The 24,938-nt window shown below is 64.8% G+C and carries 18 protein-coding genes; 12 read left to right on the top strand and 6 right to left on the bottom strand.

The features are described from left to right. The first annotated feature begins 8 nt into the window (after positions 1 to 8). From ACR3FF_RS05975 to ACR3FF_RS05960, 4 genes are all read left to right on the top strand, one after another. The gene (locus ACR3FF_RS05975) at positions 9 to 2,807 is read left to right on the top strand and encodes a S8 family serine peptidase (RefSeq protein ID WP_458186926.1); all 2,799 of its coding nucleotides are present in this window, start codon (positions 9 to 11) and stop codon (positions 2,805 to 2,807) included. Positions 2,808 to 2,817: 10 nt separating this feature from the next. Continuing rightward, the gene (locus ACR3FF_RS05970) at positions 2,818 to 5,043 is read left to right on the top strand and encodes a S8 family serine peptidase (RefSeq protein ID WP_458186924.1); all 2,226 of its coding nucleotides are present in this window, start codon (positions 2,818 to 2,820) and stop codon (positions 5,041 to 5,043) included. A gap of 47 nt (positions 5,044 to 5,090) precedes the next feature. Next, entirely contained in the window at positions 5,091 to 8,510 is a 3,420-nt protein-coding gene (locus tag ACR3FF_RS05965; protein WP_458186922.1) for a M14 family zinc carboxypeptidase, read from the top strand. Positions 8,511 to 8,657: 147 nt separating this feature from the next. Continuing rightward, positions 8,658 to 10,589 (top strand): LVIVD repeat-containing protein, encoded by a 1,932-nt coding sequence (locus ACR3FF_RS05960; protein WP_458186920.1) that lies wholly within the window; start codon positions 8,658 to 8,660, stop codon positions 10,587 to 10,589. A gap of 189 nt (positions 10,590 to 10,778) precedes the next feature. On the opposite strand, the gene ACR3FF_RS05955 is transcribed toward ACR3FF_RS05960, so the two are convergent. Continuing rightward, positions 10,779 to 12,212 carry a S8 family serine peptidase gene (locus ACR3FF_RS05955; protein WP_458186918.1) on the bottom strand — a complete coding sequence of 478 codons (1,434 nt, stop codon included), beginning with the start codon at positions 12,210 to 12,212 and terminating at the stop codon, positions 10,779 to 10,781. 110 nt (positions 12,213 to 12,322) lie between these two features. After that, a complete protein-coding gene (locus tag ACR3FF_RS05950; protein ID WP_458186916.1) occupies positions 12,323 to 12,820 on the bottom strand; it encodes a deoxyuridine 5'-triphosphate nucleotidohydrolase in 498 nt (165 codons plus the stop codon). 224 nt (positions 12,821 to 13,044) lie between these two features. On the opposite strand from ACR3FF_RS05950, the gene ACR3FF_RS05945 reads away from it, so the two are divergent. The 5 genes from ACR3FF_RS05945 to ACR3FF_RS05925 all read left to right on the top strand — a co-directional run bounded on the left by ACR3FF_RS05945 (position 13,045) and on the right by ACR3FF_RS05925 (position 18,555). Continuing rightward, positions 13,045 to 15,024 (top strand): aconitate hydratase, encoded by a 1,980-nt coding sequence (locus tag ACR3FF_RS05945; protein WP_458186914.1) that lies wholly within the window; start codon positions 13,045 to 13,047, stop codon positions 15,022 to 15,024. A 392-nt stretch (positions 15,025 to 15,416) separates the two neighbouring features. Beyond that, a complete protein-coding gene (rimI, locus tag ACR3FF_RS05940) occupies positions 15,417 to 15,887 on the top strand; it encodes a ribosomal protein S18-alanine N-acetyltransferase (RefSeq protein WP_458186913.1) in 471 nt (156 codons plus the stop codon). 34 nt (positions 15,888 to 15,921) lie between these two features. Further along, positions 15,922 to 16,371, top strand: a complete 450-nt coding sequence (locus ACR3FF_RS05935) for a DUF5810 domain-containing protein (RefSeq protein WP_458186912.1) — start codon at positions 15,922 to 15,924, stop codon at positions 16,369 to 16,371. Positions 16,372 to 16,395: 24 nt separating this feature from the next. After that, the gene (locus ACR3FF_RS05930) at positions 16,396 to 16,806 is read left to right on the top strand and encodes a DUF5809 family protein (protein WP_458186910.1); all 411 of its coding nucleotides are present in this window, start codon (positions 16,396 to 16,398) and stop codon (positions 16,804 to 16,806) included. A gap of 57 nt (positions 16,807 to 16,863) precedes the next feature. Next, positions 16,864 to 18,555, top strand: coding sequence for an acyl-CoA dehydrogenase family protein (locus ACR3FF_RS05925; RefSeq protein WP_458186908.1), 1,692 nt, complete (start codon positions 16,864 to 16,866; stop codon positions 18,553 to 18,555). On the opposite strand, the gene ACR3FF_RS05920 is transcribed toward ACR3FF_RS05925, so the two are convergent. Continuing rightward, complete coding sequence (locus ACR3FF_RS05920; RefSeq protein WP_458186906.1) at positions 18,552 to 18,986, bottom strand: metal-dependent transcriptional regulator; 435 nt, start codon at positions 18,984 to 18,986, stop codon at positions 18,552 to 18,554. The two genes, ACR3FF_RS05925 and ACR3FF_RS05920, sit on opposite strands and share 4 nt — an antisense overlap. A 568-nt stretch (positions 18,987 to 19,554) precedes the next feature. On the opposite strand from ACR3FF_RS05920, the gene ACR3FF_RS05915 reads away from it, so the two are divergent. The 3 genes from ACR3FF_RS05915 (at position 19,555) to ACR3FF_RS05905 (ending at position 21,232) form a co-directional block, all read left to right on the top strand. Continuing rightward, positions 19,555 to 20,121 carry an NUDIX hydrolase gene (locus tag ACR3FF_RS05915; protein ID WP_458186904.1) on the top strand — a complete coding sequence of 189 codons (567 nt, stop codon included), beginning with the start codon at positions 19,555 to 19,557 and terminating at the stop codon, positions 20,119 to 20,121. Then, positions 20,118 to 20,636 (top strand): NUDIX hydrolase, encoded by a 519-nt coding sequence (locus tag ACR3FF_RS05910; protein WP_458186902.1) that lies wholly within the window; start codon positions 20,118 to 20,120, stop codon positions 20,634 to 20,636. Before ACR3FF_RS05915 ends, ACR3FF_RS05910 begins: the two co-directional genes overlap by 4 nt. Before the next feature lie 248 nt (positions 20,637 to 20,884). After that, positions 20,885 to 21,232, top strand: a complete 348-nt coding sequence (locus ACR3FF_RS05905; protein ID WP_458186900.1) for a rhodanese-like domain-containing protein — start codon at positions 20,885 to 20,887, stop codon at positions 21,230 to 21,232. Positions 21,233 to 21,319: 87 nt separating this feature from the next. On the opposite strand, the gene yciH is transcribed toward ACR3FF_RS05905, so the two are convergent. The 3 genes from yciH to ACR3FF_RS05890 form a co-directional block, all read right to left on the bottom strand. Next, entirely contained in the window at positions 21,320 to 21,613 is a 294-nt protein-coding gene (gene yciH / locus ACR3FF_RS05900) for a stress response translation initiation inhibitor YciH (protein WP_458186898.1), read from the bottom strand. 65 nt (positions 21,614 to 21,678) lie between these two features. After that, on the bottom strand, positions 21,679 to 23,898 hold the full coding sequence (locus ACR3FF_RS05895) for a transglutaminase TgpA family protein (RefSeq protein WP_458186897.1): 2,220 nt from the start codon (positions 23,896 to 23,898) through the stop codon (positions 21,679 to 21,681). Further along, positions 23,895 to 24,938, bottom strand: coding sequence for a DUF58 domain-containing protein (locus ACR3FF_RS05890; protein ID WP_458186895.1), 1,044 nt, complete (start codon positions 24,936 to 24,938; stop codon positions 23,895 to 23,897). Before ACR3FF_RS05890 ends, ACR3FF_RS05895 begins: the two co-directional genes overlap by 4 nt.

The raw sequence follows: 24,938 nt of genomic DNA, 5'->3' as shown, positions 1-24,938 counted from the left end.
CATGGTGTATGGGAACGGAGCAACCCCACGACGAATCGACGTTCAAACTCTCCCGGCGGTCGTTTCTCGCGGTGAGCGGTGCCGTAGCCGGCGCAGGCCTGCTGTCGGGACAGGCCACTGCGAGCGGTCAGTTCAGCGACCGCTTCGCGAACTGGCGAGTCCGCGAGGCGACCCACGCGTGGGACCGCGGCTACCGCGGCCGTACCGACCGAACCATCGGTTTGACCGACAGCGGCATCGACGCACGCCACCCCGACGTCGGTCCGTGGAACGGCGTTCGGGTGGTCGCCCGCGACGGCGAACTCGTCGTCACGAAAGACGGCCCGGACGCGGTACAGCGCGTCGAACTCGACCAGTCGGAATCTTTCTCCGGCACCATCGGGCCGGGGACATTCGTCGCTCCGACGACGAAACGCCACTCGTTCGTCGTGCCGGACGGCGCAGACGAGATCCGGGCCGCCTGCGCGTGGTCGCCTGACGACATTCAGGGTGAAGGTGAAGACCTCGAATTCTACATCGAGGACGCCGCCGGCGAGCGCGTCGCGACCTCCGCGACGGCGGAGAACCCGGAGACGCTCACCGTCGACGTGGACGCGGGCAGCGAGTACACCTTCGTCGTCGAGACCTACCTGAACGTCGCCGCCGACTACGAGATTACGGGCGACTACTTCCGGTACGAAGGCTCGCTCACGCCCTACGACGGGAGCGTCTTCCCATCCGGCGGTGTCGAACCGGACACCCCGAAGGTCGTCGGCTGGTACGACTCGGGCAGTCGGTACGGAAGCTACGCGAAACCCCGCGACGAGAACGGCCACGGCACGCACGTCACGTCCATCATGGCCGGGTCGGGAATCGCCAGCGCGGTCGATCCCGACACCGTCACCGAAGACGACCCTCAGACGACCCTGACGCTCGGCGAGACGCTCTCCTACGAAGTCGAAACAGGCTCCGACCGTGGCGTCTTCGGAAGCGCCTACGGCGACGGGATCGAAATCGTCATCGAAGGGCCGAACGGCCGGGAACTCGGCTCCTCGAAGGTGCTCTCGGACACCAGCGAGTGGGACAACAACGTCGCTGAGGCCCACACCGTCCACGATTCGGGCACGGCGACGTACACCGTCTACGTCCGCCCCGCCGAGGGAGAACTCGTCTCCACCGCCACGGTCGACACCGTGAGCGTCGGCGCGTTCTTCGCGGAAGACGAGTCCGTGGGCGACAGACTCGCCAGCGGGGACCGCTCCATCCACGCTGGCATCGCGCCCAACTCCAGCGTCGTCGGGTTGCAGGGACTCGGCGGCGCGACCGCAGACCTCGCACAGCACGCCGAGGCGTTCGCCGACCAGTTCAACATGCGCGTCGTCAACATGTCGTGGGGCTACGTCGGCGGCGCACCCCTCGGCGCGGCGGGTGGCCTGCTGGCCGAAGACCCGTCGCTCATCGAGGACATCGCGTCGGCGGGAATCCTCGTCTCAGCCGCGGCCGGGAACGCCGCGACGCCAGCCAACGGGAACGGTGCGCCGAACGTCGCGGACGAGACGATTTCGGTCGTCGCGACCGGCCCACTCGACGGCATCGCGGCCTACTCCAGCGGCGGCATCGGGGCGTACGACGAGGACTCCAATACGGTCTACCGCAAGCCCGACGTGACCGCGCCGGGCGGTACCATCACCGACCTCGCACGGGCGGCGAAGAAAGGCATCGCCGCCGACCCCGAGAGCGAGCAACCCCCGATTCGAGATTACACGGGCAAGGCGGGCACCAGCATGGCCGCACCCTACGTCTCGGGCATCTCGGGACTGGTCGCGGAGGCGATGGAGAGCGACGCCACGCCGAGCCAGATTCGGCTCTCGTCGCCCGATGCCGCCGGGATGGAGGACGTGCTCCTGCTCAAGCAGGCCGTCCTCGCGACCGCGTCCGAGACCGCGTTCACCGCCGCACCGTACCACCGAACCGAGGGACCGACCTACGACTTCGGTGCCCGCGACCCCTACGAGGGTTACGGCCGGGCGAACGTCGGCGCGGCCATCGACGCCGTGACCTGCGACGCGACGGGGATTTCGGATGCCACGCTCGGCCTGAACGTCCCCGAGGACGAACGCGCCTTCGCGGGCTACGTCGAGGCCGGGCCGGGGACCGTCGACGTGAGCGTGTCGTTCAGCCACCTCTCGGGTGGGAACAAGGGCATGGCGAAGGGTGACCCGCACGTCGACCTGTTCGTCTACGACGCCGCGAACCCGGCACAGAACGGCGAACCGAACGTCCTCGGACGAGCCCAGGGGCTGACCGGCGACGCCTCTCTTACGGTCTCGCTCGGTCGAGACGCCGGCGAGAAGGTGCTCTACGTGGTCGGCAAACTCGTCGACGTGCCCGGCGCGGTCAACGGAAACGACGTGCAGGCGCACTTCGACGTGGACGTCTCGACCACCGAGGGCTTCTTCGCGGACGGAACCCGCGAGAACGACGCCACCGTCTTCACTGGTGGGCAGACGAACCACGTACAACTCGCCGTCGACCCCTCCGAGGACTCGCAGGTTCGTGACGTGGTGCCCGCCGAGTGGAACGTGCTGGTCGAACACTCCGACGACGTGGCCCGGGTCGAGGATGCGGGCGACGTGCAGTACGTCTACTTCACGACCGACGCCACCGCCGACCAGCAGACCGAGTACGGCTACTTCGCGGAGGCACCCGACTCGCTCACCAACTCGGGCGAGTACGCCATGGGTCCGGTGCAGGTCAACCCCGGCGGGTCGTGGGTGGACGTGAGCGGAACGAGTGCGACGCTGGTCGTTCTGGGGGCCAGCACGTGAGGTGCGTGAGATGAGCGGAGATACTACAAGAGTCGACCGTCGTACCGTCCTCAAGGGCGTCGGCACCGTCGCGGCCGGGTCGATGCTCGCCCGCTCTGCGAGGGCCGGCACCGACACGAGCACCGTCGACGACGAACTCGACCTCTCGGCGTCCGGCCCTCACGAGGTGCTCGTCGTCTTCGACTCGCGGGAGTCGATGGGTCGGCTCACCAACCTCGACCTCCCGGACGGAAAACACGAGTACTCGGTGCTCCCCATCACCTACACCACCCTGTCGACCGATGCGATTCGCACGGTCGCAGAATGGGACGGCGTTCGCCGGGTTCGGAAGGCGGTCGAACTCGACTACTTCAACGACGACTCACGGGGTGCGATGGGCGTGGACGTGGTGCAGCGGGAACTCGGCTACGACGGGTCGAGCGTCGACGCCGTCGTCATCGACTCCGGGTTCAGCGGCCCGCACCCGGACTTCGAGGGTCGCCTCGAATCCAACTGGCAGTGGGTCGACGACCCCCTCGGAACGCGAGACGCAGACTGGCTCGACCTCGGCCCCGACGCCGACACCGACGACCTGGGACACGGCACCCACTGCGCTGGCATCGTCGCTGGCGACGGCTCGGCCAGCGACGGGCAGTGGCGGGGGATGGCCCCCGGCGCACGGCTGTCGGTCTACTCGGTGAATCAGGCGGTCTACCTGCCCTACGCCATCGGTGCGTGGGACCACGTGCTCGCCCGTGCCGCCGACCCGGACGACGACTTCGACCCGGCGGTCGTCTCGAACTCCTACGGCGTCGCCCGCGACGTGCGCTACAACCCGAACGACCCGCTGAACGTGGCGACGTGGGAGGCGTTCTGTCGTGGTATCGTCCCGGTGTTCGCGGCGGGCAACGACGGCCCCGACGCCGACACGCTCTCGCGGTTCGCCAAGGCTCCACACGTCCTCTGCGTTGCCGCGACCCGCGACGACGAGCACGTCACGAACTTCTCGTCGCGCGGTCGCCTTCCCGACGAGAACCGCGAGACGAACTACGACCGCAAGAAGGCACTCCGGAATCTCGGGAAGTTCCACGCCGCGATGACCGACGGACAGTACGTCGTGGACGTGGGCACGTGGAAGGGAACGGTCGGTCCCGCCGCGGACAACGGGACGACCGGCACCGACGCTTCGACCGAGAGCGAGTTCTACGAGTGGGACGCGCCGCCGAACGCGGACACGCTGGAATTTACCCTCGACGTCACACCGGACGGCGAGCAGGTGCGCGTGTCGGTTCACGAGGGGAGCGAAGACGGAACCGTCGTCGCACAGATGGGCGAAGAACCCGTCCACCAGCACCGAACGCTGACGACCGACGTCGACGGCGGAACGACCTACTGGGTCGAGGTGGAGCCAATGGTGTCGGTCGTCGTCGACTACACCCTCGACTACGAATCCCACGAGAAGGTCGACGAACCCGAGAAACGGCGACCGGTCGGTCTTTACCGTCCGGCGGTCGGGACACCCGGCGACATGGTGATGAGCACGCTCGGGCCGACCGACCCCCTGGACGCCTACGGCACGGACACCGAGACGTACTACGGCCCGATGAGTGGCACGTCGATGGCCTGCCCGGCCGCCGCAGGGGTCTGTGTCCTCGTGCTGGACGCGGCCCGCAAGAACGGCTACGAGCCCTCGCCCATCGAGGTTCTCAATACCGTCGAGGCGACCGCTCGTGACATTCACGAGAGCTACACGCCGTGGAACGTCGGCGCGGGCTTCGTGGATGCCGCTGCGGCCGTAAAGCGCGCCGAGTCGGGAGAGTTCGGGAAGTTCAACGACACGACGCTGGTCGACCCGGACACGCCGACGACGCTTTCGGTGCGCGGGTCGCGTGCCGACGACGGGTCGACGTTCACGGGCGGCCAGACGAACCAGGTCGACATCACCGTCGGTTCGGTGTCCCACACCGCAACGGTCCGCGATACGATACCCGCCGAGTGGACCGTCGAGAGCGACTACGGCGACGTGACGCGCGTCGAGACGACGGGCGACGTGAAACACGTCTATCTCGGCTCGGTCGCGCCGACCGACGGTGAGGTGACCCGCACCTACTTCGCGGAGGCACCGAGCGAGACGAGCGAGACCGGCGATTACTCGTTCGGCCCTGCGACGGCTAACGCCGCGAAGACCGACGACGAGTGGGTCGCCTTCAGCGAGTCGGAGACGAACACGGTCGTCGGCCAGGATACGAGTTTCTGATTCGAATCGGCAATTAGATTGAAATTACGACGAAATCATTACGAACCATGCTAGACGATAACGTCCTTCCCGATCTCACGAGACGGGATTTCGCACGGCTCGCAACCGCGACTGCGGGCGCACTCGCGCTCCCCGGTGCGTCCGAGGCGAAACTGACCTCGGGGTCGATGACCGCACGCTACCAGTACGTCGTCAACCACACGGCAGACGACTACGCGGTCGCGACCCTCGTCGAGTTTACGAGCGAGGCGGGCTTCGCGGAACTCGACGCGCTCGGCATCGACTACCGAAAGACGACGACGCCGAAATCGGCGGCTCACGCCCACCTGACGACCGGTGAGGTGGGCGACGTGCTCGACATCACGGCCGCCGAACGGCTCAGCCACTCGCCCGGTTCGAATCCGTTCTGGCGACTCGGGCAGTACCCGCTGGGCGTGTTCCCCGATCCGATGGAATCGACGGGGTACATCGACTACGAGCAGATGGTCGACGGGCTGAAACACCTGGAATCGAACAACCCTGACAGACTACGATTCTACTCCATCGGCGAGAGTCCGGGCCACTACAACTACGTCTCGGGCGAGGACGACCCGAAGGACGTGTGGGTCGCGGAAGTGACCAACGACGTAACCGACGACACTGCCTTCCGCGAGAAGGAGAAGGTAATGTTCAGCCTCTCGCTTCACGGGCTAGAACGCGCTGGCGCGGAGGCTGGGTCTCGGTTCATCGAGGATCTGCTGGGCGGCGAGGAACGGGACGTCGAATCGCTGCTGGACGACGTGGTGCTGATATTCGTCTACCCGAACCCGGATGGCTGGGTCGCAAAACACCCTCAGTACGAGAGCGGCTGGCAACTGCTCGGTCCGGAGAGCGGTGCCCCCGTCATCCCGTTCTACGAGCGCGGCAACGCCGAGGTGTTCGACACGAACCGCCAGTATCCGACCGTCGGGTGGATCGACCCCGCACACTATCCGGGTGAGCCACAGGGGGCGAACCTCGCATACGACGGTTCGGACGTGGACAGCGACGTGCCCGAGCGCAGTGCGACCCACGTCCCGGACGCGCTGGCGCTGGTCGAACACTTCCGGGAGTATCAGAACCTGAACTACGGCGCGGACTTCCACGGGATGCTCTGGTCGGACGATTTCATCCTCGGTCTCATCAGCCAAGACCAGTTCGACCACGGCCAACTCCACGAACTGTACGAGATGAATCGGGTCATCGACGGGCAGGTCGAGGAGGAACTGACGGCGTGGAACACGCTCGGTGACGCCCAGCAGCGCATCACCGGGAGTCTCAACCCGGACGCACTGGGTTTCGAGACGCTGCCCGAACAGGCGTTCGACTACAGCGCAATCTGGGACACCATCGGCTACACCGTCACGGGTGCGATGGGCGACTGGATGGCCCACCCCGAGGAACTCGGCGGCCTCGGGATGACGACGATGGACTTCGAGATGGCGTACTCGCACATGGTCGGTGCGAACGTCTACGACCCGAAACTGGTCGAGATGCAGGTTACGGGCTACGTGACCGCCATCCGAACCATCGCCGAGTACGCTCTAGCGAACACCTCGGCCACCATCGACACCGGCGGGAAGTCCACCGCCTACGTCACGACAGATTCGCTGACGCGTTCTTCTGACGACCTCTCGTTCGTCCAGAACCCGGACACCGGTTTCGTCGAGATGGACGCTGGCGAGCGCTTCTCGGGTACCATCGGGCCGGGCGCGTCGGCGGCCCCGGCGCGCAAGCGACACACCTTCACCGCCGTCAGCGACGCCGACAAGGTCGAAGCTTCGCTCTCGTGGACGCCGCCGGGCGAAGACCTGGAGTTCTTCCTGGAAGATGCGGACGGTAACGCCATCGCCACGTCCGCGACGGCGAGCAACCCCGAAGAACTGGCCGCGAACGTCGAAGCCGGGAAGGAGTATGCCTTCGTCGCCAAGACCTATGCCAACGTCGCCGCAGACTACGAGATTTCAGCCAGCTACTACACCTACGGCGAGAAATCGACGGAGACGGATTCGACGGAGGAATCGAAAACGTTCGGGCCGGACAGCGTGACGGAGTTCTACGCCGACGTGCGCGAGGACGTCGACAGCCTTTCGGTCGGCGTCCACACCCAACCGAACACCGTCCACGCCGCGAAACTCCTGCGACCGAACGGGACGGTTCATCGCCGATTCGATCCGACGAAAGAGGCAGCCGACGGCTTCGTCGGCATGGAGGAGTGGACGGTCGACGACCCCGACGCTGGTCGGTGGACGGTCGAAGTCGAGAACCTGATGGACGCCGAGAAAGGTGAGGTTTCAGTTCGGTTCGGCACGCTCGCCAGCACCGACCAGAACCCCGACCCGAAGGAGGCGCTGGGCTACGAGCAACGCTCCTACGAGGTGTCGCCGTTTGCCTTCTTCGAGGACTACGCCGCGTACGCCGACGGTCCGGTGGACGCGCTGACCGTCGCCGACGTGAAGGCGGGCGCACACCGGGAGTACGACAACCTGGTGGTCATCCACGACGACGCCGTCACCGACGGCAAGTACGTCGACGCGCTCGATTCGTTCGTGGACGACGGCGGAAACCTCGTGCTCACGGATACGGGAATCCGCCTGCTCGCGCCGATGGACAACCAGTTCGCCTCCGACATCGACGCCGGACACGTGACCGAGGAGTCGTTCTACATCGCCCACCTCGCGGAGAAGTACCCCGGCCACGCGCTGCTCGACGACACGCGACCCATCCAGAAGGAACTCTGGAAGATTACCGGCCTGGGTTACTCGACGGCGAACCAGGCCCCGATGACGCTCCTCGACGCCGACGCCTTCGACGCGGCGGGCGGCACCGTCGCGGGCGAGACCGACGGGAAGGTCGCGGCCGGGTCCATCACGAGCGGACTGAACGACGGCACCGGAATCCACGTCGTCGGGAGTCTCCTCCCGCCAGCCTCGCAGGCCAACCTCCACCCGTTCGGCCTGCTCGACTACTCCGTTGCGTTCCTGGGCCACACCCTGTTGACCAACGCGCTCGGTTTCACTCAGACGCGGCGGGTGGACGGCGAGACGGTCGCCACGTTCGGGGGCGAGTTCAGCGTCGACCCGAGCGTCACAGCAGAGCGAAGCGACGACGGCGACCTGTTCACGGGCGGGCAGACCGACCAGATTGACGTCACGGTGAGCGCCAACACCGAGGTTCGCGTCCGCGACCGGATTCCGAGCGAGTGGTCGGTCGTCGGCGGTGACGCCCACTCAACCCACGTCGAGGACGACACGCGGTTCGTCGAGTTCTCGTCGTCGGTCGAGGACGGCACTCGCACCTACTTCGCGGAAGCGCCCGCGTCGCTGACCGAGACGAACACCTACGAGTTCGGCCCGGTCGAGTACAGCCTCGACGGCGGGAAAAACTGGATAGCGATTCCGAACACGACGGACAGGAACAACGTGCTCGGCGCGGACACGAGCCTCTGAGACGTCGAATCGAGATAACGGACAGCACGACCCGAAGATAGCACGCATCGGCGGACGACCAGCAGACGACGCGAACCAGAAACCACGACGAATCCGCCGCCGACGCGAACCAGCAACCAACACGAACCAATTTCGACCCCACACACCATGTCAGACGACACGTCGAACACGACCGACCGACTCGACCGTCGCCGATTCCTCGCGCTCTCGGCCGCGACCGGGAGCGCGCTCGGCCTCGCAACCGGTACAGCAAGCGCCCACAACTACGGCAGCGACTCCGGAACGCAGTCGACCGGCGGTCACGACCACACGGACGAATCGGCTCACCAGCAGGCAGACCGGGCGGAACTGCTCGACTACCACAGCCTCGGCGGCGTCGGCGCGTCGAGCAACAGCGGTCGCCCCGAGGAACCACATTACGGCGCGATAACCGAACTCCACGTCCACGGCGATTACGCCTACGTCGGCGTCTTCTCGTCGGACGACCCGACGAACGACCGCGGAATGGCGATTCTCGACATCCACGAGTTCAACGACGCCGAGACGCTGGAAGAGGCCCGAGACGCCGAACTCTCGGTGCTCTCGTTCGTCCGGAACGACGACCCCGCCTCCGCCGTGATGGACGCTCGCCTGAGCGACGACGGAAAGTACGTCTTCATGTCGAAACAGCCCTACACCGCGCTGTTCAACGAGACCGACCCGACGCCGGGCACCGACGGCGACTCGACCGACCCCTCCGCCGGGTCGGTCGTCGCGGTGGACGTCGAAGACCCCGGCAACCCGACGGTCGTCGGCTCGTACAACGCCTGGACGACCGGGTCGCACAACGCCTGTTACCACCGCATCGACGGCGAGGAGTACGTCTTCGCCTGCAAAGACATGAACGACGGGACGGCGGGGCTGTACGTGCTCCAGTTCGACCGCACGACGGGCCAGTTCGTGCTCGTCGACCGGTGGACCGCGAGCGGCGCGACCGGCGGACTGGATTACATCCACGACATCACGATACAGAACGACCCCAAAACTGGGACGCCGACGGGCTACCTCTCCTACTGGGACAAGGGCCTGCGCATCCTCGACCTCTCGGACCCGACCGCAATCACCGAACTCGCGGTGTTCGAGATGAACTCGGCACATTTCGCGGAACCCGCCCCAACGCTTCTCGATGGGAAGCGCGTGGTCGTCGTCGGACAGGAGGTTCCGAGCGTCGAGGACGGATCGAGCGGCAAACTCTACCTGCTCGACGCTGACGGCATCGAAGACGGCGAGAGTCCCACCGAACTCGACGTGTGGGAGTGGAAATCGAGTACGACCTTCCAGAACTTCACGCTCAGTCCGCACAACTTCGACGTGACCGAATGCGGGTGGGTTCACCTCGGCCACTACCACGGCGGGGTTCGATTCCTCGACATCGACACCGACGACTGGGTGCTCCGCGAGGAGGGCTTTTACCTCCCACACGAGGACGTGCCCGAAGAATCGAAGATGCAAGGGCTGAACGAAGCGACACCGTTCACCTGGTGTGCCGTCGAGCAGGACGGCGTCACCTACGTCGCGGACGTCAACACCGGGGTGTACGCCATCCACCACGACTACGTGCCGTTCGGCAACGACTCGGGTCCCGGCGTCCACGTCACGGTCGAACGGGCCGACGACGGGTCGGCGTTCACCGGCGGCCAGACAAACCAGGTCGACCTGACCATCGCGGCGGACGAGTCGGTCCACGTCCGTGACCGAGTTCCGAGCGAGTGGAGCGTGGTCGGCGGCGACGCCCACACCACGTACGTGCAGGGAGGCGACCGCTACGTTGAGTTCGTCGGCACGGTCGACGGCGACGACCGCACCTACTTCGCGGAAGCTCCGAACGGGGTGGACGAGACCGGGTCGTACACCTTCGGCCCCGTCGAGTACAGCACCGACGGCGAGACGTGGCATCCGCTCCCAGGCACGACCGAGGAGAACTCCGTTCTCGCCGCCAGTACGGCAGGAATCGGCACGCTCGGAATCGCTGCGACGGGGACTGCGCTCTATCGTGTCCGCTCGAACCTTCGGCGACTACTTGGAGAGGAACGGGAGTAACGACGCGTCTCGTCTCGTGTCATTTTCCTCGACAGGCGGTGCAAAGACCATCTTCCAGATATACGTCCAACATCTGCTCTCCACAGCTATCACACTGTTCGAGTACATCCGTAGCTGTCACGACTCTTCGACACTCCGTAGATACCCGATTAGAATAGAGGTATCGATTCCGGAGAAGTGGAATCTGTCTCAGTAGTTTACGAGCGTGACGTCGCTGTACGTTCCCACGTTCCCGTTCTCCGCGCGGGTGACGGCGTCTGCGGCGTCCACGAAGCCCGACCCGACGTTCCACGGCGTGTAGCCACTGAGCGCGTCTTCGGCCTCCGCCGAGACGGTGTTCAGCAGTTCGGCGGGCGTCGGCGACCCGCCGTTGTTCTGCCGGTAGGCGTCGACGACGAGGGTGGCGATGCCGGCGACGGCCGGGCAGGCCATGCTCGTCCCGCTGATGGTCGCGTACCACAGGCGGGTGTCGCCGCTGGACAGATTGAGTGCGTCCGTCGGTTCCATCGTGCTGACGATGGCGTTGCCGGGCGCACCGACGCCTGGTCGGTAGACGCCGAGTGGCCCGGACGGTGACCCACCGTTGCGATACTGCTCCAAGTTGTCGAGCGCCGTCTTGCGGTCCCAGTTGCTCGGGTCGGCGCTCTGTTTGCGCCCGCGTGACGAGAAGTCGGTGACCGACTTCTCGTCTGTCGTCGCGGCGACGCCGAGGACGTTCGGTGCCTTGGCGTACTGATTGAGCGTGTTCGTGTCCGGCCCGGAGTTGCCCGCCGCGAACACGGGCAGGAGCCCCCGTGTCCACGCTTCCCACGTGGCGACGTTGAGCGCGTCGTCCGGGTTGAACGCCTCGCCGTTCGAGGAGCCATAGGAGTTCGAGACGATACTGATGTCCGTCTCGCCCGCTTGCTGGCGCGCGAGCAGGTGGTCGAACGCGGCGACCGGTTTGACGATGAGCAGAGCTAATCCCGCCGAGTAGACGGTGAGGTCGGCGTCCGGTGCCATCCCCCGGAACTGACCGTCGCTCTGGGTACCGTCGCCCGCGACGGTCCCCGAACAGTGGGTACCGTGCCCGTTGTCGTCCGTGTCGAGGTCACCGGCACGAACCCAGAGGGTGGGTTCGCCGAGCGGATTGCCCGCCCAGCGCCAGTTCGCGACGAGACTGGAGTCGAGGTCGGGGTGGTCGCCGTCCACGCCCGAGTCGATGACCGCGGTGTGGACGCCCTCTCCGGTGTACCCGCTCGATTGTACCTCCGACACGCGCGTCACGTCGCGCGTGTCGTCGTTGTAGTAGTCGAGTTCGACGTTCTTCTGGACGTACCGAACCGAATCCCAGTCGGTGAGCGTCTCCAGTTGGCTGACCGAGAGTTCCGTGTAGCCGATTGGAAGTACCTCGAATTTGTGATAGCCGTTTTCGAGGTCGAGCGACCCGAGCTGGTCGACGTCGTCGTTCGTCTCGAAGACGACGAGGGCTTGCTGTAATGCACTCGTCGTCAAGTCGAACGCGCTGTCGAGAATCCCGTCTCCGGCAGTTGCAGTTCCGCTGAGTGGGAGCGTCGTCGCAACGGCCGCCGCACCAGTCGCCTTCAGAAATCTTCGTCGTCCATGTGGCTGGTTCTCAACCATTCCGTTTTTACCACTGAAATTGATGAACTAAATAATTTCCGCCGATTTTTGAAAAGTATCTGTCCATGTAATGTCTAGAACGATGATGATGTTCTCCCCGGTTCGTTCGATTATTCGACGACCGGCGACTCGATATTCTCGCCCTGGTAGTCACCGTTGTACGTCGCGTCGTGGTCCGCCTCGCTGAGAACGAGTTGTGCGATGCGTGCGCCGCGTTCGAGTTCGATGTCGTGGTGGACCTGCAACAGTCCCTCGCCCTTGCCCTCGTATCCCGCGTCCCAGACCGCCGTATTGAGCATACAGGAGTTTCGCATGAGCGACGACCGAGGGAAGACGAATCCGACGTGGCCCTCCGGAATCCGAACGGTTTCGGCGTACTGGACGATGTATCCACCCTCCGGGAGGTAGTAGGTCTCGGGCGACTTCTCTGTCACCTGTTCGGGTTCGACCTGCTGTCTGTCCCCTATCTCCTTCCCGTTGCGCCCGATACGTCCGGAATCGCGCTGTTCGTAGACGGTTTCGAGCGTCAGGTCGATGCCGTTTGGCTGTATCTGCTCGTCTCTGGTGTCGGTGATGTGCTCTGCGACGAACGTTCCGCTCTGGAACATACTCGAACGAACCGGGCGGGGGGCCAAAGCCGTTATCCTTCTGGCTCGACGTACTCGAAGGGGTCAGTCCCTTTCGACTGCCGGACCGTCCGACCGGTGGATTGCTCGACCGATGGGCGACGCTCGCATCGCGAAAATTGCCACCCGAGAGCCGTATTTACCACGAACGATGGAAACGGAAACACGCGGGATTTATACCTCCGGAGAGTCGATTATCGACCGATATGGGACAGACACTTACGGAAAAGATTCTCGACGACCACCTCGTCGAAGGCGAACTCGAAACCGGCGAAGAGATCGGAATCGAGATCGACCAGGTTCTCACGCAGGACACGACGGGGACGCTCGTGTGGCTCCAGTTCGAGGCGCTCGAACTGGACGAAGTTCAGACCGAAATCGCCGCCCAGTACTGTGACCACCAGACGTACCAGTTCGACTTCAAGAACACGGACGACCACCGATTCCTTCGCTCGGCGGCGGGCACGTTCGGCGCACACTACTCGCGCCCCGGCAACGGTATCTGTCACAACGTCCACAAGGAGAACTTCGCGGCACCCGGGAAGACGATGCTCGGGTCGGACTCGCACACGCCGACCCCCGGCGGCCTCGGCGAACTCGCAATCGGTTCCGGTGGACTCGACGTGGCGGTCGCCATGGGTGGTGGCCCGTACTACATCGAGATGCCCGAAATCGTCAACGTCCGTCTCGAAGGCGAACTTCCCGAGTGGGCGACCGCGAAGGACGTCATCCTCGAGATGCTCCGTCGCCTCTCCGTGAAAGGCGGCGTCGGCAAGATATTCGAGTACACCGGTCCCGGCGTCGAGACGCTCTCGGTTCCCGAGCGCACGACCATCACCAACATGGGGACGGAACTCGGCGCGACGACCTCCATCTTCCCGACGGACGAGAAGACCGAAGAGTGGCTCGACCGCCTCGGCCGCGAGGACGAGTACGTCGACCTCCAGCCGGACGACGACGCGGAGTACGACGACGAAATCGTCATCGACCTCTCCGACATCGAACCGCTCATCGCACAGCCGTCGATGCCGGACAACGTCGTCCCCGTCCGCGAGGTCGCCAGCCAGTCGGTCGACCAGGTCATCATCGGTTCGTGTACGAACGGTGGCTACGAGGACATCCTCCCCGCCGCGAAGATGCTCGAAGGCCGCACGGTCGACCGGAAGACGGACCTGATCGTCGCACCCGGTTCGAAACAGGCCTCCGAGATGCTCGCTCGCGAGGGCTGGGTCGCCGAACTGATGGCGGCAGGCGTCAACTTCTCCGAGGCGACCTGTGGTGCCTGTATCGGTATCGGGCACGTTCCAGCGTCCGACTCCGTCTCGCTTCGAACCTTCAACCGTAACTTCGAGGGTCGTTCCGGTATCGAGGACGACAACGTCTACCTCTGCTCGCCGGAAGTCGCCACCGCGGCGGCCATCAAAGGCGAAATCGTCGACCCGCGTGACCTCGCGGACGAACTCGGCGACCTCGAAGACCCCGGCTTTGAACTCGGCGACAAGTACAGCAGTAGTGTCGACGACCCCGACCTCATCGCCCCCGACGAGGCCGTCGACGACGAACTCATCAAGGGGCCGAACATCGGTGACGTCCCGCTGAAGGACGAACTCGAATCCGATCTCGAAGGCCCGGCCCTGCTCAAGATGCAGGACAACATCACGACCGACCACATCATCCCAGCGACCCAGGACATCCTGATGTACCGGTCGAACATCCCGAAACTCTCCGAGTTCACCCTCTCGCGCGTGGACGACACGTTCGCACAGCGCGCACTCGACGCCGACGGCGGGTTCCTCGTCGCTGGCGAGAACTACGGACAGGGTAGCTCGCGCGAGCACGCCGCACTGTGCCCGATGTACCTCGGTGTCGAGGGCGTCCTCGCACAGAGCTTCGCCCGCATCCACAAGGCGAACCTGTTCAACTTCGGTCTCCTCCCGCTCGAAATCGACGAGGAGACCTACGAGAAGATAGAGCAGGGCGACGACGTCGAAATCGTCGACGACGTGGCCGAAGCGGTCCGCTCCGGGCAGGACGAGTTCACGGTCCGTGTGAACGACGAGTGGGAAGCGACGGCGACGCTCAACGCCTCCGAGCGCGAACGCCGCATCCTCGCCGACGGTGGCAAATTGTCCCACACGAAAAAGCAGGCCGAATCCGGCGACAGCACGGCACCTGCTGACGACTAACGACCGTTTCGCTTCCACCTTTTACGACGGTCGCAGGCAGGAGTGACGACCACGGTGGTCGTCACTCCTGCTGGCTCCCTGTAAAAGCTGGAGCAAAAGCACGGCGCTCCTCCCGATGGTCGTCGCTTGGCCCGGAAAATCTTCGATTTTCCGGAGGGTGCGCTGGCCCTCTGCCAGCCGGTCGGCTTGCCGTCACGCTGTGGCAGGCGACACGTCCGCCAGAGAGCAACGATTCACCGCGACCACCGGGAGAGAGCACGGACAGACGTACACTTCCGGAGCGCAACTCGACGAGCGAGCGGAACGAGGTATGCCGAACCTCTCATCGTCATTACGTGTCGGCGGCACGGTCGGACACGAGAGTTTTAGTGTCCTACGTCGAATGCTAGGTCGTGACGACCACCGCCAGCGAGGCGGAGACGCCGGTCATTCGCCCCGCCGAGAGCGCGGATTTGCTCGCCATCTCCCGCATCGAAAATGCGTCGTTCAGTCAGCCGTGGCCGTTTGCGGCGTTCGAACGCTTCGTGGACGAACCCACCTTCCTCGTCGCGGTCGACGGTGGAAAAATCGTCGGTTACGTCGTGGCCGACGTGGTCTCTAACCACGGCCGACCGCTCGGACACGTCAAGGACCTCGCGGTGCATCCCGCCCGTCGCGGCGAGGGAATCGGCCGGATGCTGCTGGAGCGGGCGCTCTCGGGCCTTCGGGAACGCTGCGTTCGGTCGGTCAAACTCGAAGTGCGCGCGAGCAACGAACCGGCCATCTCGCTGTATCACCAGTTCGGGTTCGGCTACCTCCGGACGATACCCGACTACTACGGCGACGGCGAGAACGCGCTGGTGATGCTGGCCGAACTGGACTGAATAGTTTTTCCGTCCGCGCTCCGTACCCTGCGGTATGGGATATGCGTGTCCTGTCTGCGAGACGCCACAGTCCGACGGGAAGCACCTCGCCAACCATTTCGCGTTCACCGCCATCCTCGGCGACGACGAGCACGAAGCGTGGTTGGACGAGCACGCACCGGGATGGGACGAGGAGAGCCCGGACGAACTTGCCTCCAGAATCACCGAATCCGTCCCTGAAGCGGAATATCCGCAGGTGTTCGAGGACACGGTTCACGACCACGGCCACGACCAGGGCCATCGACTGGAAGACGAACTCCAGCAGACCGGCGGCTACGGACGAGATACGGGCGTGAGTGGCGGAATGGGGAGCGGCGAGATTGACGCAGACGCCCGCGCCATTCTGGAGGAGGCACAGCGCATGACACGGGAGATGGTGGACGACGAACCGGAGGCGGACGAGTCGAACTCGGACGAAGCGAACGCCGAGGACGAAAACGAATAGTCCCCACCCCGAGAACGGTCACGCATGCAGACACACGGGCTTCTCGCCCCCGAGGACGAAAGCGACGTGCGAGAACAGTACGAGACCGTCGGGCCGGCGGCCCAGACGGTCGTCAAAGAGACGGCCAAGGCCATGCGCTTCGACCGCGCGGAGTACGACGAGCGCGTGACCAGCGACGTGGTCGAAACCGCGCGCGACGCACTGTTCGCGTCGTTGCTCCAAGTTTACACCGGAACGCGCGAGGAGTTCGAGGAGTCGATTCCGGCGGATTTCGACGTCCACGAGGAGGGCAGCGAGAACGTCGACCACGTCGTCTGGCACGCCTCCCCCGTGGAAGCGACGGTCATCGCCGCCACGTACCAGCACGAAGAACCCGCCGCGATTGCGACGCTTCGACGAATCACGTTCGGTCGCGTGTATCGAGACCTCGTATAACTCGGTCGTCGTGACCGGGACATCGTTTAACTCGTTCGCCCTCGATTTCACCGTCGAATGACGTACGACTACGGCCAGTTCGACCGCGGGCGCGGGATGAACTACTGGGAGTACGACCCCGTGCTCCGATACGAAGTCGCCCGAGCCTACCCCGGTGACCCACCCGAGGAACGATTCGCCGAGTTCGGCGACCTCGTGGGAACGACCGTGGCCGACAACGCCGACGTAATCGACCGCCACGGGCCGACGCTCCACCGCTACGACCGCCACGGGAGGCTCGTGAACGACGTCGAGTACCATCCTGCACAGAGAGAGAACGAAGCGTTGGTGTACGGCGCTGGCATCGTCGCCGACTCGCTCCGGTCGCCACCCGGAAGCGACGAACCGGAACCCATCCTCCACCATCTGACGATGGACTACTTGCTCGCCTACACTGACGTCGGACTGACCTGTCCCGTCGCCATGACCGCGGGCGTGGCGCTCGTGCTGGAACGTTTCGACGACGGGTCGCTGTCCGAGTTCTTCGACCGACTCACCACCCGCGAGTACGACGACCTGCTCCAGGGTGCGATGTTCCTCACCGAGCGACAGGGCGGCAGCGACGTCGGCGCGACCGAAACCGTCGCCGAACGGACGGGCGACGTGTGGGAACTCACGGGCGAGAAGTGGTTCTGCTCGAACGTCGACTCCGGTGCGATTCTCACCCTCGCCCGGCGACCCGACGCGCCGTCGGGAACCGCCGGTCTCTCGCTGTTTCTCGTCCCGGGAACGAAACGCGACGGGGAGCAAAACGACTACTACGTCCGTCGGCTGAAAGACAAACTCGGCACCGTGAGCGTCCCGACGGCGGAAGTCGAGTTTCGGGGAACCGAGGCGTACCTCGTCGGCGAGGCCGAATCGGGTTTCCGATACATGTCGGAGATGCTCAACCTCGAACGGATAGCGAACGCCTTCGCCGCCTGCGGTCTCATCGGACGGGCGTTGCTAGAGAGCAAGGTTCGGGCCGCCAACCGCGAGGCGTTCGGCCAGCCTATCGACCAGTATCCGCTGATGCGCCGGGACCTCGTGGAGATGGCCGTCGCCCACGAAGCGGCGACGGCGTTCACGTTCGACGCCGGACTGGCGTTCGACCGCTACCACCGCGGTGACGAGGATGCCTTCGCGCTGATGCGTCTTCTCGTCCCCATCGCGAAGGCTCGAACGGGGCGGATGGCGGTCGACGTGGCATCCTACGCGATGGAGGTACAGGGCGGAAACGGGTACGTGAACGAGTTCGTGACTCATCGCCTGCTGCGAGACGCACAGGTGCTTCCCATCTGGGAGGGGACGTCGAACGTCCTCTCGCTCGACGTGCTTCGGGCGATGGCACGCGAGAACGCCCACGAACCAGCGCTGGCTCGGATTCGAGAGCGACTCGATGCCGTCGACCACGACGAACTCTCTGACCTCGTTGCGACGACGCGCGAGGAACTCGGCGACCTGGAGGAGGCGCTGGTCACGCTGGCGACGGAAGACGAGGCGTACGCCCAGCTCAACGCGAAAGCACTTTCGGAGTACGTCTTCGACGTGTACACCGGTGCGCTGTTGCTCGCGGAAGCGGACCGCGAACTCGAGGCGGGATGCGACCGAAAATCGCTGGTCGCTCGGCAGTTCGTCACCGACCGACTGGACCACTTGCCAGCACGGGGAATCACGAGCGACGACCGACTTCCGCTCGACTACTTCGAGAAAATCGTCCGGTTCGCCTAGGTATCGCCGCGAACGTCGTCGAGGCACTCGCTGTACTCGTTTTGCGGGGCACTGCACTGCCCGGCGCACGGATGGTCGATTAGTTCGCGGAGTCGCGCCGCCACCTCGTCAGAGAGCGCGTTGCCCATCTCACGCGCTTCCGCCGGGTCGTCGATAGCGAGGTCGTCTGCGAAGAAGTTCTCCGCGACGCAGTGTTTCCACATCACCTCGCGGGCGGTCTCTTCGCCCTCGTCGGTGAGCGTCGCACCCTCGTACTTCTCGTACGTCGCGAGGTCGCGCGACTGGAGGGTGGCGAGCATCTCGGTGACGCTGGCGGCGCTTACGTCGAGTGCGGTCGCCAGTTCGCCGGTTTTCGCCGGGCGGCCAGTGCTCTGGCTGACGAGGTGTATCATGCTGAGGTAGCGCCCGACGCTCGCGGAAACCTCGTTCATGCTGAGAAGCTAGCGCGAGGCGGAGGCATAAATCATTCCCCACGACCTTTCGGCCACCACCTTTTACGACGGTCGAGGGTCGGCGGTCCAGCGGTACCGCTCGACCGCTGACCGTCTCCTTCACGGGCGAAGCCCGTGCCGGAACGAGACGGCTTTGCCGTCTCGCATTCCCTGTAAAAGCTCGACCAAAAGCACCGGAAGACGTTCCTGCTCGCTGACGCTCCGCGGGCGTGCGACTTCCGAGCCATTCGCTCGCGTCGCTCACGAAGACACTCCTCGCTCCCTCGGCTCGCGGCTTCGCCGCTCGCTTTTCGAGGCGCTCCGCGCCTCGCACCGGTCGCTCGTCGGCCCGGAAAATCTCTGATTTTCCGGTGGGTGGTCTGGGACTCTGGCGGCAGTGTAACCGGCTGATTTCTGGCGGTCGTGTCGCCTGCTGATTCGGTGGTCGTCTCGTCCGCTCTGCCCCGAAAGCTGGTGTTTCAGTCTCTCGTCGTGACCTGTCCGCCACTGCCTGCCGACCGCGATTCGTTCCTTCCGATTTTAAACGTTCGCCGCCACAGTTCGAACCATGACCGACGATTTGCGAGACGACGACTGGCGTGACCACGACTGGCCGGTGCTCGAATCGAAGGCAGAGTACGAGACGGGCTGGTACACGGGCGGGCACGACCTCGTGGAACAGCCGGACGGAACGACGAAGAAGTATTACTGGGCGGAACTCCCCCCGGCGGTGGTCGTTCTGGCCATCGCAGACGGACGGGTCGTGTTCGTTGAACAGTACCGACCCCCGATTCGGGAGACGTGTCTGGAGTGTCCCGCCGGAATCGTCGAGGACGGAGAGTCCTACACCACCGCCGGAGCGCGCGAACTCCGCGAGGAAACCGGCTTTGAGGCCGACAGCCTGGCCCTGCTGGAAACATTCTGGGTCGCGACGGGCGTCCTGCGCCACGAGCGCGGCATCGTCTTCGCGGAGGGGTTGACCCCCACAGAGCGCGAACTGGACGACAACGAGTTCCTCTCGGTGCGGGCGATTCCGGTCGAAGACGCCCTCACCGCCGCCCGCGAACCACCGGCCAACGACGCGACCATCGAGGCCCTGCTCCTCGCGAGCGAGGCCGGTCTGCTCGAACGATGAACTGGGAACGCCGCGGCGAGACGAGTCTCTCGGTCGGGAAGTACGCGGTGGGGTACGACCTGCTCCGCCGACCAGACGCGAGGCGAGTGCGCCGTCTCTGGTTCGACCCGCCGGATTCGGTCGCCATCGTCGCTCGGACGGGAGACGACGTCGTCCTCATCGAGGAGTATCGCCCGCGTCTCGGCGAGCCAGTGGTGTCCTGTCCCGCAGGTCGCGTCGAACCCGGCGAATCCTTCGAACGGGCGGCGAAACGCGAACTCCGCGAGGAGACGGGCTACGAGGCGGGTGCGGTCGAACACCTCGAAACCTACTATCCATCTGCGGGGATGCGAAAGCGCCGAGGTATCGTCTTCGCCTCCGATCTCACGCCGGGCGACCAGCACCTCGAACCCGACGAGTTCATCCACGTTCGAACCGTTCCAGTCGAGGACGCCATCGACGTGGTTCGCGCCGGGACGACCTGTGGCTGGTCGCTTCCACCATTGTTACTCGCCCGTGAAGAAGGGTTACTCTAATCGACGTGCTCTGACCGCTCGAAGCATCGGCGTGCTCTTTCGTTCCGCCGATTCGTCCCGAGTCGTCTTCGGAATCGCCGGGACGACGGTCGCTTTTCGCGACATGGTGCATGCTGTACGACAACGATGCACAAAAGCGTTCGCCCGGTGGGTCTTCACTTTCGTGGTGGTCGACGTGTGAGCCAAGTATCGAACGGGGTGACGGACGACCGCTCCATTTATTCCGGCGGCGACCATAGCCTGCGCCGATGGACGCGGAGATTTCTCCCACAGCGGTTCACGGCCTCGTCGAGTCCGACTCGGACGTACGAATCGTCGACATCCGGTCACGAGCGGAGTTCGAACAGGCTCACATCCCCGGCAGTGTGAACATCCCGTTCAACGCACTCCCCCGACGAATCTCGGAACTGGACGGTGCCGAACACGTCGTCACCGTCTGTCCGCTCGGCCAGTCGAGCGTGCAAGCCGCCCGACTCATCGGTTCGTACGAAGGCGTCCCGGACGACGCTCGCGTCGAGAGCATGGCCGGGGGGTTAGAAGCGTGGGACTACGACCTCCAATCGGAAGACGGCGTCGAGTCTGACGCGCCGTTCTGAGGCTGGTCGGCCACAGAGAACTCACTCACGACGTACTGCCGTCTCGAAAAGAAACTCGGATGTCGTCTCCGAACACCCGATACCGTATCAGGCGACGTTGAATCCTTTGTCGCGGAGGAAATCCTCGACGCGCCCGGTATGGTTTCCTTGTAGTTCTATCTGGCCTTCTTCGACCGTTCCACCGCAGGCGAATTTCGATTTCAAATCCGAAGAGAGACTATCCAAGTCCACGTCCTTGGGGTCGAATCCTTCGATTATCGTTACCTCTTTTCCGTAACGGCGCTCGTCGATGCGGATGGTGATCTGCTGGGATTCTTTTGCGACGTCTTCGCAGACGCAAAGCTCCTGAGGCAGCCCGCACGTCGAGCAGACTTCCGACATTACGCATGGGGCTACGAAAGCAACCTATTAAACATTGTCGGGTATGTTGCCATATCGAGAGATAATTATCCATGCATATTCCGTCGCTTCGACCCGCGGACGATGTCGTCGACGAGCGACACTGCCTCGTCGGCCTGTTCGCCCGTCACCTCTCCTGCGTAGCGCGCACGTTCGTACAGCGTGCCCACGCGTCGTGCTCGCTCGTCGACGCCCACGTGCGAGAGTGCGGCGATGTACTCGCGTGGCGTCTCCCCCGGTCGTCGCTGCCGATGTCGCTGGGCGAGGTGGTACTCCAGTCTGTCGAACGCGCGTTCCACGTCGGTCTCCGGGTCGTCGCGCGGTTGCCAGCGCACCCAGAGTGCGCGATAGACCCGCGAGAGGACGCCGGTTCGTCTCGCCGTGAGCAGCACCCCGACGAACAGCAACCCGCCGTACAGCAGTTGTGCCGTCGACGGCATCCGGATGGGAATCCCACCGCCACCGACTGCGGTCGTGTTCGCAGACCCGTTCGTCGTCACCATGCTCTCCCCGTCGCCGAGCGCGGGGTCTCCACGCCGCCCCTCGTCGACGTCGGGACCGGTCTGGGTGTCGTTCGTGGTGTCGGTGTCGTCCGTCGTTGTGGTCGTCGTGGTCGTCGGCTCTGGCGTCCACGTCCCGTTCTCGCTCCCGCTCGCGTCGACGCCGCTTACGTTCTCTTCACGGGCGTCCGAAACCATCTCCTGTTCAGCCGCAGACCGCGGTCCGCCCGGAGTCGGATCGAATCGGACCCACCCGGTGTCCGGGAAGTAGACTTCGACCCACGCGTGTGAGTCGAGTCCCCGGACGACCCACCTGTCCTCTGCCACGCGCTGTCCCGAGGTGTACCCCGTGACGAATCGGGCCGGGATACCCTGTGACCGAAGCATCGCGACCATCGACGTGGCGTAGTAGACGCAGTAGCCTTCTTCCATCTCGAAGACGAAGTTGTTAGCCACGTCGCCCTTGGGTTTGTCCACGTTGAGCGAGTAGCCCTTGTTCGTTTCGAGCCACCGTTCGATGGCAACCGCCGACTCGTAGGGATTGTCCGCCTCGGCCGTTATCTCGTCGGTCTTCTCTCGCAATCGCTCCGAGGTGCTCGCCGGGAGCGTCGTGTATCGTCGCTCGACTGCCGAGGGATAGTCCGTCCCGGCGTTTCGCAACTGTGAGGCACGCTTCGTGGGAACTCGACTGACGACGCTGTACGTCTCGCCGTTGGTCAGCGCCCGCCTCGGTGAGAGGCTTCCGTCGCTTCCGATTCGGAGGCCATCCTTTGCGTTCCCGACGACCCGTATCGGTTTCCAGGCGGCGGGCATCGCCGTGACGCTGGTCGCCTCGACGGTGAACGTCTGGCGTATTTCGTAGGACTCTCCCGGTGGCGGGGACTGTCTGCTGTACGGCTGACTGCCGTCGGTCCGCACCCAGTTCGTTCCGGTGTAGCGGTCGTACGCGGCCACCCGCCAGTAGCTCGCGTGGTTCGCGGTCACGGTGTACTGTACTTTCGGCGAGAGTTCGATACTCCCCTGGATGGCGACGTTCTGGCTGTTGCTGAGGAGACCGCCGCCACCGCCGGTGCCGCCGCCGCCACTCGGCAGAATCGGGCTCGCGCTGCCGCCGGGGACGAGGCTCACCGTCGTCGAGAGGAGCACTATCGCCACCAGCGCCACCGCCAGCACGTCTATCTGTGCGACCGACCCGCCGTACCGCGCCATCGTCCCGAACGCGAGGATGCCGAGGATGCCGAGCATCCCAGCGAGCGTCACGAACGACCCGGCGTCGCTGGTGAGGACGAAGAACCCGAGCGCCACTCCGCCGCTCACGACGGCGAGCACGTATCGTCGGCGGAAGACGAGATACCACGGGACGAAGACGGTCGCCGGGGCGACGCCCAGCGCCCACGTCCCGACCTCGCGCATCTGGAGAATCGACAGACCGGTCAACAGCGCGACGTTGTCCGCGACGATGCGACTGGTTTGAGAGAGCGTCGCCCCCGGAACCGTCGAGTAGTAGCTGAGCAATCCCCCACCGAGCAAGAGCGCACCGAGCACGAACGCTATCCACGCGGGTAGTTTGCGCGCCAGGACCGTCGCCGCGACGACCGCCCCCGCGACCACCAGGAGCAGGTCGTTTTTCCCACCGACGATGCTCGTGATGTGATAGAAGACGCTCAGGTAGGACGCGACGAGTACCGCCGTCGAAGCGACGGCCAACCAGTGGTAGGAAACGGCGACTCCCCCGAACCGGAAACGGTCTTCCCGTGCCGTGCTCATCGCCGGCCACCTCGTTCACTACGTGCGCCGCCGTCCGCGCGCACGGCACGAGACTGCGTTCGGTTCAGCCCACCCGTGACGAACTCGTCGAACGACACCGTGCGTCCGCCGAACTGGACTTCCGCATCTGCGCGCTCGGTCGACCCACGGACGACGATGTCCGCCTGGCTCCGCTCCCGGTCGTGGAGTCGTCCGCTCTCCATGTGCGCGAGCAGCGTCAGGATGTGGGTCTGTTGTCCCTCGCTGACGTCGGGGGCGACGCGGTCTTCCGGCGTCGTCATCCCGATGGCGACGCCCGCGTCGAGCAGGGCCACCGCGATGCTGGCCGCCGCGTCCGCGACGACGTCGACCCGGCCCGCGTCGGCCTCCGCACTGATTTCGACCCGCTGTCGTTCATCTTCCGACTCGAACTCCCGAACGAGCAGTTCGTCGCCCGGTCGTTTCGCGCTCGATTTCCAGTGGACGTCCCGAAGTGGGTCGCCGCGTTGGTACTCGCGCAACTGCTCGAACTCGCGTCGTATCGTGACGTTGAGACTCTCTTCGAGCGCCGTCACCGCTTTCACGCTGTCTATCTGTGTGATCTGTGGGAAGACGAGTATCGTCTCTCGTACCTGATGGGTGAACGTTCGCTCGAACAGACCGAATACGTCCTTCGCGACGACGAGCACCGGACCGATGGCCTGTTCGCCACGTTTCGCGAGCCGAACGTCGAACTCGACCGTCGTCTCGCCGATGCTGGCATCCACCGACTCACCCAGGTGTTCGAGACCGTCCGCGAGCCGTAACGAGACGTTCCCGGCGAACGGGTCGGCTGCCGAAAAATCGAGGGAGATGGTCGCCTCTTCGTCGCGGAATCCGACCGTCGGTGCGGACACGTCGAGATGCGGGTGGCTGGTTCGTTTCAACTGGACGTATCCGACGAGCAAAGCGACGACTATCGGGCTGACGACGGCGTTCAACGACCGTGCCCCGAACGAGAGGGCGAGTACGACTCCCACCACGCCGACGCCGACGAACACCTGCCCACGTCGAGTGAGCAT

Source organism: Haladaptatus ordinarius, from assembly GCF_054177595.1.
The sequence above is the reverse complement of the archived record's forward strand: the minus strand, read 5'-3'. Positions and strand labels throughout refer to the sequence as shown.